Annotated in this window: 7 protein-coding genes and 1 pseudogene; 5 read left to right on the top strand and 3 right to left on the bottom strand. The window is 66.1% G+C overall.

Features of this window, described 5'->3' with window-relative positions:
* Positions 1–157 precede the first annotated feature (157 nt).
* Complete coding sequence (locus ABJO18_RS16395; protein ID WP_348509199.1) at positions 158–622, top strand: cupin domain-containing protein; 465 nt, start codon at positions 158–160, stop codon at positions 620–622.
* Here the strand turns inward: ABJO18_RS16395 and ABJO18_RS16400 are convergent.
* Complete coding sequence (locus ABJO18_RS16400) at positions 619–1,095, bottom strand: GNAT family N-acetyltransferase (RefSeq protein ID WP_348509200.1); 477 nt, start codon at positions 1,093–1,095, stop codon at positions 619–621. The two genes, ABJO18_RS16395 and ABJO18_RS16400, sit on opposite strands and share 4 nt — an antisense overlap.
* A 16-nt stretch (positions 1,096–1,111) precedes the next feature.
* Positions 1,112–1,453, bottom strand: coding sequence for an aspartate decarboxylase (locus tag ABJO18_RS16405; protein ID WP_271186389.1), 342 nt, complete (start codon positions 1,451–1,453; stop codon positions 1,112–1,114).
* Between the two features lie 155 nt (positions 1,454–1,608).
* On the opposite strand from ABJO18_RS16405, the gene ABJO18_RS16410 reads away from it, so the two are divergent.
* Both ABJO18_RS16410 and ABJO18_RS16415 read left to right on the top strand, forming a co-directional pair.
* Positions 1,609–2,739, top strand: coding sequence for a P1 family peptidase (locus ABJO18_RS16410; RefSeq protein ID WP_348509203.1), 1,131 nt, complete (start codon positions 1,609–1,611; stop codon positions 2,737–2,739).
* An 8-nt stretch (positions 2,740–2,747) separates the two neighbouring features.
* Positions 2,748–3,953: a TIGR03862 family flavoprotein gene (locus ABJO18_RS16415; RefSeq protein ID WP_348509201.1), complete on the top strand. Its 1,206-nt coding sequence runs from the start codon at positions 2,748–2,750 to the stop codon at positions 3,951–3,953.
* A 101-nt stretch (positions 3,954–4,054) separates the two neighbouring features.
* Here the strand turns inward: ABJO18_RS16415 and dapD are convergent, their stop codons facing one another.
* A complete protein-coding gene (gene dapD / locus ABJO18_RS16420; RefSeq protein ID WP_348509202.1) occupies positions 4,055–4,879 on the bottom strand; it encodes a 2,3,4,5-tetrahydropyridine-2,6-dicarboxylate N-succinyltransferase in 825 nt (274 codons plus the stop codon).
* A 271-nt stretch (positions 4,880–5,150) separates the two neighbouring features.
* On the opposite strand from dapD, the gene ABJO18_RS16425 reads away from it, so the two are divergent.
* Both ABJO18_RS16425 and ABJO18_RS16430 read left to right on the top strand, forming a co-directional pair.
* Positions 5,151–5,372 carry a hypothetical protein gene (locus ABJO18_RS16425; protein WP_291884643.1) on the top strand — a complete coding sequence of 74 codons (222 nt, stop codon included), beginning with the start codon at positions 5,151–5,153 and terminating at the stop codon, positions 5,370–5,372.
* A gap of 60 nt (positions 5,373–5,432) precedes the next feature.
* Positions 5,433–8,134: pseudogene (locus tag ABJO18_RS16430) on the top strand (hypothetical protein); the annotation flags it as partial.

Genomic DNA, 8,134 nt, shown 5'->3' on the forward strand with positions numbered 1-8,134 from the left:
GGCCCCCTGGCCCCCCTGATCCCTGGCCTCCTGATCCATGCACCCTGAGGCCTGCCCCTTGTCGGGAGGGGCTGCGGGTTTTGCGCGCCGGTCGCCAATATCGCCGAGGGCGCCTATATCCAATGTCTTGAGTGTGATGCCGGACGGGGGAGTAATCATGGTGAAATTTGCGATCCAGGATATCGAGGAGACCACGGGCACGGGCTATCCCGCCGAATATGCCGGCGTCGTTAAGGGGCGCCATGCGCGGCGGCTGGGCATGGCGGCCGGGCTGACCGGCTTCGGCGTCAATCTTGTGCGTCTGGAGCCGGGGGCCTGGTCGTCCCAGCGCCACTGGCACACGCATGAGGACGAGTTCGTCATGATGATGGAAGGCGAGGCGGTCCTGGTCACCGATGAGGGCGAAACCGTGTTGCGCGCCGGCGATTGTGCGGGCTTTCCGGCCGGGGTGGAGAATGGTCACTGCCTGCAGAACCGCTCGGGCGCCGATTGCGTCTTCCTGGTCGCCGGCGGGCGTTCGGACGCAGACGCGGCCTTCTATCCCGATATCGATCTGGAGGCGAAGCCGGGCCGCTATTCCGACCCGGACTGCTTTCGCCGCAAGGACGGGTCGCGCTTCTAGCCCTTGAGGGGCTTTTCCATTGCGAACCGGTCGAGGCGTTCGCCGCGAACCTCGACCGTCTCGGGCTGTGTGATCTCGAAACCCATCGCCGAAAAGGCCGGTTGTGCCATCAGGCTGGCATGGACGGTGAGGCGGGTCTGGCCCGTCTCGATCGCCACTTCCTCGATCGCGGCATAGAGCCGCCGGAACAGGCCCGAGCCCTGGAAGCCGGGGCGGATATAGGCGAAGTCGACATAGTCCGGCGGTGCCAGCGACATGAAACCGGCGGCGTGGCCGTCCTGTTCGGCGATGAAGATCACCTGCCCGGCGAGGCGCGTATTCCAGTCATCGCCGCGGCGCGGTTCCGGCACCCAGGCCTGGCGCTGTTGCGGCGTATAGCGGCTGGGCGCATTGTGGACGGCGTCGAACATGATCTCGCCCAACGCGGTGAAATCCGCCGGGGCGGCCCGGCGGATCGTGACTATGTCGCTCATGAGCGTGGCCTGCGGGCTAGTGCGAGCGCCCGTGCGTCTCGCGATAGCGTTCCATCGAGACCGAGATCTTGAAGGTTTCGCGGTATTTCGGCGAGCCGACCGGACGGGGCGGGTGTTGCGAGGTGAGGGCGAGAATGCGTTCCAGCGTGTCGTGCGCCGCACCGGACTGGCCTGCACCGATATAGGCGTGCAGCTCGACCAGCGCGTCGGACAGCGGGTCGCCGCCACGGATGATGAAATAGGGCTCGTCCTTGCCCAGCTTGTTCAGCACGTCGAATTCCGACGGATTATTGGCGGACCCGTAGGGTGCTGCCGGGTCGGCCACCGCCGGACGGTCTGTCTTGGTTTCGTCGCTCATGACGCGCCCCTTTGTGTTCGAACAGGCGCATCCCATCAGATTCGAGCCGCAACGGGTAGCGGCACGTCAGCGCAGGGGCTGTTATAAACGGGGCGGCAGATCAGGGAGGCGCCGTCATGATCGGTGCGGCAAGGCTGGCAGGATTGGCAATGGCGATGGTGGTGACGACAGCGGCAGCAGGCGCCCAGGAGCGCGGCCCGGACCAGGTGCGGGCCCGCGAGATCGGTATCGCGCCCGGTGTGCTGGTGCCCGGTCCGCTCAATGCGATCACGGATGTGGCGGGCGTGCGGGTCGGCCAGGTGACGCTGACCGATGCTGAAGCCGCGATCCGCACCGGTGTCACGGCGATCCTGCCGCATGGCGGCGATCTTTATGCCGACAAGGTTCCGGCCGCCCTCGCCGTTGGAAACGGCTATGGCAAGCTGATGGGGGCGACGCAGATCCGCGAGCTGGGCGAGATCGAGACGCCCATCGTGCTGACCAACACGCTGGCCGTGCCGCGGGCGGCGGACGGGATACTCGACTGGTCGCTGGCGCTGCCGGGTCATGAGGACATCCGCTCGCTCAACATGGTGGTCGGCGAGACCAATGACAGCCGGCTCAACGACATCCGCGCCCGGATTGTCATGCCGGAACATGTGGTTGAGGCCATCGAGAGCGCTCCGGACGGGCCTGTTGCGGAAGGCAATGTCGGAGCCGGCAATGGCACGGTGACCTTTGGCTGGAAGGGCGGAATCGGCACGTCCTCTCGCCGCCTGCCCGAAGCTCTGGGCGGTTGGACGCTGGGCGTGCTGGTGCAGACCAATTATGGCGGCATCCTGCAGATGGATGGCCTGCCCGTCGGCGAGGAGCTGGGGCAGTTCTATCTCTCCGACCATGTCGCCGACGATCGGGCTGATGGCTCAATCATGATCGTGCTCGCCACCGATGCGCCCCTGTCCGACCGCAATCTGGAACGTCTCGCCCGGCGCACATTCGCCGGCCTGGCGCGCACCGGTGCGTCGATCACCAACGGGTCGGGCGATTACGCCATCGCCTTCTCCACCCATCCCGATGTCCGCCGCACGCCGGAACGCCGCTTAGACATTGCGACGATTGCCGACCTGCCGAACGGCCAGATGTCGCCGCTGTTCCAGGCCGCGATCGAGGCGACCGAGGAAGCCATTTATAACGCCCTCCTGATGGCCGAGGATATCGACTACCCGGTTGTCGGCTCGGACGCCGTGGTGCACGCCCTGCCGGTCGAGCGGGTGCGGGCGATGGCCGCGGCGCGGGACGCGCGCTAGGACAGGCCATGACCACCGCGAAGCGCATAGCCATTATCGGGGCCGGGCCGGCCGGCCTGATCGCTGCGGAATATTTGTCCGCGGCGGGGTTTGGCGTGGATATCTTCGAGAAAATGCCGACGCCGGGCCGCAAATTCCTGATGGCTGGGCGCGGCGGTCTCAACCTCACCCATTCCGAACCCCTGCCGGCCTTTCTGGGCCGGTATCGCGAGGCGGCGGACTGGCTGGGGCCGGTCATTCTCAAGCACGATCCGGCGGCGCTTCGGGCCTGGTGCGAGGGGCTGGGGCAGGCGACTTTCGCCGGCTCGTCCGGCCGGGTGTTTCCCGAGGCGATGAAGGCGTCGCCGCTGCTCAGGGCCTGGCGGAAACGGCTGGAGGATCAGGGTGTTGTCCTGCATGTGAGGCATTGCTGGACCGGCTGGGACACAGAGGGTGCGCTGGTGTTCGAGACGCCGGACGGACCGGTCACGCACCGCGCCGATGCGACGCTTCTGGCGCTGGGCGGGGCGAGCTGGCCGCGGCTGGGATCGGACGGACACTGGGCGGACATTCTGTCACGTGAGGGCGTCACAACGGCCCCGTTCATGCCCTCTAACTGCGGCATGGAAGTGACATTCAGTGACATTACCAGGGAGCGTTTCGCCGGCACGCCGCTGAAGACGATCGCGCTCACCCTGGGCGGGGAGCGGGTCGCCGGCGAGGCGGTGATCGCCCGCTACGGGCTGGAAGGCGGGGCGGTCTATGCGCTCGCCGCACCCATCCGCAACGCGCTGGCGCAGGGACCGGTGACGCTGCACCTCGACCTGCGCCCCAACCAGACCGCCGAGGCGCTGGCGGCGATCCTGGCGCGGGCGAAAAAGGGCCAGTCCCTGTCCAACCGCCTGCGCAAGGCCGGCCTTACGCCGGCCGCCATCTCCCTCCTGCGCGATGCGGTGGCGGATCTGCCGTCAGACCCGGCCACGCTCGCGGCGCTGATCAAGGTCGTGCCGCTGACCGTCACCGGCCAGCGCGGTCTCGAGCGCGCCATCTCCTCGGTCGGGGGTATAACACGCGCGGCGGTGGGTGAGGATTTCATGCTGACGGCAAGGCCCGGCGTTTTCGCCGCCGGCGAGATGCTGGACTGGGATGCCCCGACCGGCGGCTACCTCCTGCAGGCCAGCTTCGCAACGGGGATAGCGGCCGCGAAAGGCGTGAAGGCCTGGCTGGCGGGATAGATGCGAGGGACATGTACCTCGGGTACGTGTCCCATGGGAAAGGTGAGATCGCGGGTTCTCGACGGGACACGTACCGAAGGTACATGTCCCTCTGCTGCCCCCTACCGCAACAGCTCGTTGATCGCGGTCTTGGCCCGCGTCTGCGCGTCCACGCGCTTGACGATGACGGCGCAGGCGAGCGAGGGGCCGCCCTTGGGGTCGGGCAGCGTGCCGGGCACGACGACGGCGTATTCGGGCACTTCGCCGCGGGTGATCTCGCCGGTGGCGCGGTCGACGATCTTGGTCGACTGGCCCAGGAAGACGCCCATGGAGATCACGGCGCCGGTGCGTACGATCACGCCCTCGGCCACTTCCGAGCGCGCACCGATGAAGACATCGTCCTCGATGATCACCGGGCCTGCCTGCAGCGGTTCCAGCACGCCGCCGATCCCGACGCCGCCGGAAATATGGACGTTCTTGCCGATCTGGGCGCAGGAGCCGACCGTCGACCAGGTGTCGACCATCGTGCCCTCATCCACATACGCCCCGATATTCACATAGGAGGGCATCAGCACCGTGCCCGGTGCAATGAAAGCCCCGCGGCGCACGGCGCAGGGCGGCACGGCGCGGAAGCCGGCGGCCTTGAAATCCGCCTCGCCCCAGCCCTCGAATTTGGAGGGCACCTTGTCCCACCATTTCGAGCCGGCGACGCCGCCCTCGACCAGACCCATCGGATTGAGCCGGAAGCCCAGCAGCACGGCCTTCTTGAGCCATTGATTGACGGTCCAATCGCCATTGCCGGCGCGTTCGGCGACGCGGGCCTTGCCGGCATCGAGCAGGCCGATCGCCGTTTCCACCGCCTCGCGCACCTCGCCCGTCGTGTCGGCAGACACGCTGTCGCGATTGTCCCAGGCGGTCTCGATGGCGGATTGCAGGGCGTCGGTCATGGCTCGCTCGTCAGGCTGATACGGAGGATGAGCGCGACTTAGCACCGGTGCGGGAGAGGGGAAAGTGCGCCGGTGCGGGCGGGGCCGGACGGCATGGTTTCAATTCGCGCTTTTGCATTAACGTCAAATTTCGCCTGCCGCCCACAAAATCATTGATTGTATTCCAAAGCTGTGCCGTACTCGCCTTGAACGCGAATTTGTCGAGCCCCTGTCGCGTGAGGACGGGGGCGGTTCCGGCCCGCCGGCCGGCGCGTAGCGGAGGGATGATATCATGCGAAAATTCTTGCTGGGCTCTGCCCTGACCGGGGCGCTGGGCGCTCTGACCCTTCCGCTGGGCGCAGCCGCCGCCCAGGAAACCGTCACCTACACCTATGACGCCCAGGGGCGTGTGGTCGAGGTGCAGCACTCCGGCGGACCCAATCACGGCGTGAAGCGCGAATACGAATACGACGACGCGGACAACCGCACGCGCAAGAAGACGACCGGCGCCTGACCGGCGCGTGTCCCTGCCTGTCTGACGTCTGTTCCAGTACCCGATTTCCGGAGTGTCTCCATGCCGTTCGTCCGCCTGCTGTCCGCCGGCCTTGTCGCCTGTCTGCTTGCAATTTCAGCGTTTGCAGCGCCGTCCTTCGCGCAGGGCGGGGCGGCCCTGCCACTGGTCTATCCCGCGGTCGACGGCAATGGCGTCAACCTGCCGAGCGGCGACTTCACGACGCGTTCGCCGGGGATCAGTATCGGCGATCCGGCCAATGGCGGTCTGAGCTATTCCCAGAACTATATCGGCAATGACTGGCACCACAGCGTGATGGCCGGAATCGCGTCCTACGGATCGACCTATACGGTCTCGCTCTTCAGCTCGGCGGAGACATTCACCAAATCCGGATCGAGCTATGTGCCGGTGCGGCCGACCGGTTCGACCCTGGTGCAGAGCGGGACGACTTTCACCTATACCACCGCCAACGGCACCGAGGTGATCTATACCGAACAGGATATCGGTCACCAGGCTTTCTACGGGGCCAATGAGGCCATCGTGCAGTCGGTGACTTTCCCCAATGGCGAGGAGTGGGTCTACCACTATGCCGTTGCCTTCGAGTCGGCGATGTGCGGCGGCATTCCCTGCATGGATCTCGACAAGGCGTATTCACGCCTCCAGGCCGTCACGACCAATCGCGGCTACCAGCTCCATATCAGCTATGCACTCGATGCGGCGTCCATCGATCCGGCCGAGGCGGCCTACTGGGCCCGCCCCACCGAAGCCGTGCTGTTCAACATGGCGGACGAATATTGCGCGCCGATTGCGACATCCTGCTCGCTGTCCGGCACATGGCCGACGCTCACCATCGGCAAGACCGGCAATGACTGGCTGTATACCGACAATCTGAGCCGTGTGACGCGTTTCGTGCGCGACGGGTCCGGCAATGTCACGGGCATCCGCCTGCCGGGCAGCGCGTCGAACGATGTCACAATTGCCTACACGTCCGGCCGTGTGTCCTCGGTCAGTGTCAACGGGCTGACCACGGCCTACAGCTATTCCGACAGTGGCGGCACCCGCACCACGACGGTCAATGCGCCGGGGCCGGCGGGCAATACCCAGGTCGAGTCGAGCCTGTCGACCGGCCTCGTGACGGCCGTGGTCACGCCCTCGTCCGACCGCACCGAATACACCTATAATTCCAGCCGCCAGCTCACCCGCATCACGGCGCCGGAGGGCAATTCGGTCGCCTATGGCTATGACAGCCGCGGCAATGTGACCTCGGTGACCGAGCGCGCCAAGGTGGGCTTGTCCACCGTGACGCGGATGACGGCGGGCTATCCCACCAGCTGTTCCAACCCCTTGACCTGCAACCAGCCGAGCTGGGTCAGGGACGGCGCCGGCAACCAGACCGATTTCACCTATGACAGCACGCATGGCGGCGTGCTGACGGTGACGCAGCCCGCCCCGGCGGGCGGGCTCGCCCGGCCGCAGATCCGCATCGTTTATGACGATTTTTATGCCTGGTATCACAAGGACACCGGCCCGGTCATGTCCGGCCCGGGGCCGATCTACCTGCCGGTCGAGAGCTCGACCTGCCGCCAAGGCTCCGGTCCCAGCTGCACCAATTCATCCTATCGCATCGTGACGACGATGGTGTACGGCTCGTCCGGCGTGGCGAATAATCTCCTGATGACCTCGACCACCGAGGCGGCCGGCAATGGCGCGCTCAGCGCGACCAGCACGATGCAATACGATGCGGTGGGCAATCTGGTCTCGCTCGACCCGCCCCTGCACGGCACGAATAATCGCACGGTCTTTGCCTATGACGCGCTGCGCCGGCCGACCGGCCAGATCGGGCCGGACCCGGATGCCGGCGGTCCGCTGACCCATTCCGCACAGCGCACCACCTATAATACGCGCGGCCAGGTGACCCAGGTCCAGTTCGGCACCATGCCCGGCTATGGCAGTGCCTGGACCAGCTTCTCCGAGATCGAGCGCCAGACCGTCACCTATGACACCTCGCACCGCCTTTCGGCCTCGCGCCTGATCACCGGTTCCAGCACGCATGCGCTGGTACAGTATTCCTACGACACTGCCGGGCGTACCGATTGCGTGGCCCGGCGGATGAACCCGGCCACCTTCGCCAGCCCGCCATCCTCGGCCTGCACGCTGGCGACGGCCGGCAGTTACGGGCCCGACCGGATCACCCGCACCGCTTATGACACGTCCAGCCGGCGCACCCAGGTGACGACGGCCTACAACACGTCCGCCGCAGCCGTCGAGGCGGCCTGGACCTATACCGACAATGGCCGGGTCGCCAGCCTGACCGATGGCGAGAACAATCGTATGACCTATCACTACGATACGTTCGACCGGCTGCAATACACCCGCTATCCCTCCTCGACCCAGGGGGCGGGCACGTCCAATAGCGGCGATTACGAGCAACTGACCTATGACGCTTATGGCCGCATCGTCTATCGGCGGACACGCTCGAACAACACGTTCGGCTACACCTACGACAACCTCAACCGGATCACCAATGTCAACGCGCCCTCCGGCACGGCCTCGACCAGCTATACCTATGACAATCACGGCCGCATCCTGACGGTCTCGAACGGGTCGCAGACGATCACCAATGTCTATAACGGCCGCGGCTGGCTGGCCTCGCAGAATGACGGGGCAAACGGCACGGTCAGCTATCTCTACAATGAGGCAGGCCAGCGCACGCGCATGACCTGGCCGGACAGTTATTACGTCACCTATGCCTATACGCGCGGCGG

This window comes from Maricaulis sp., assembly GCF_039978735.1.
Classification (GTDB): Bacteria; Pseudomonadota; Alphaproteobacteria; order Caulobacterales; family Maricaulaceae; genus Maricaulis.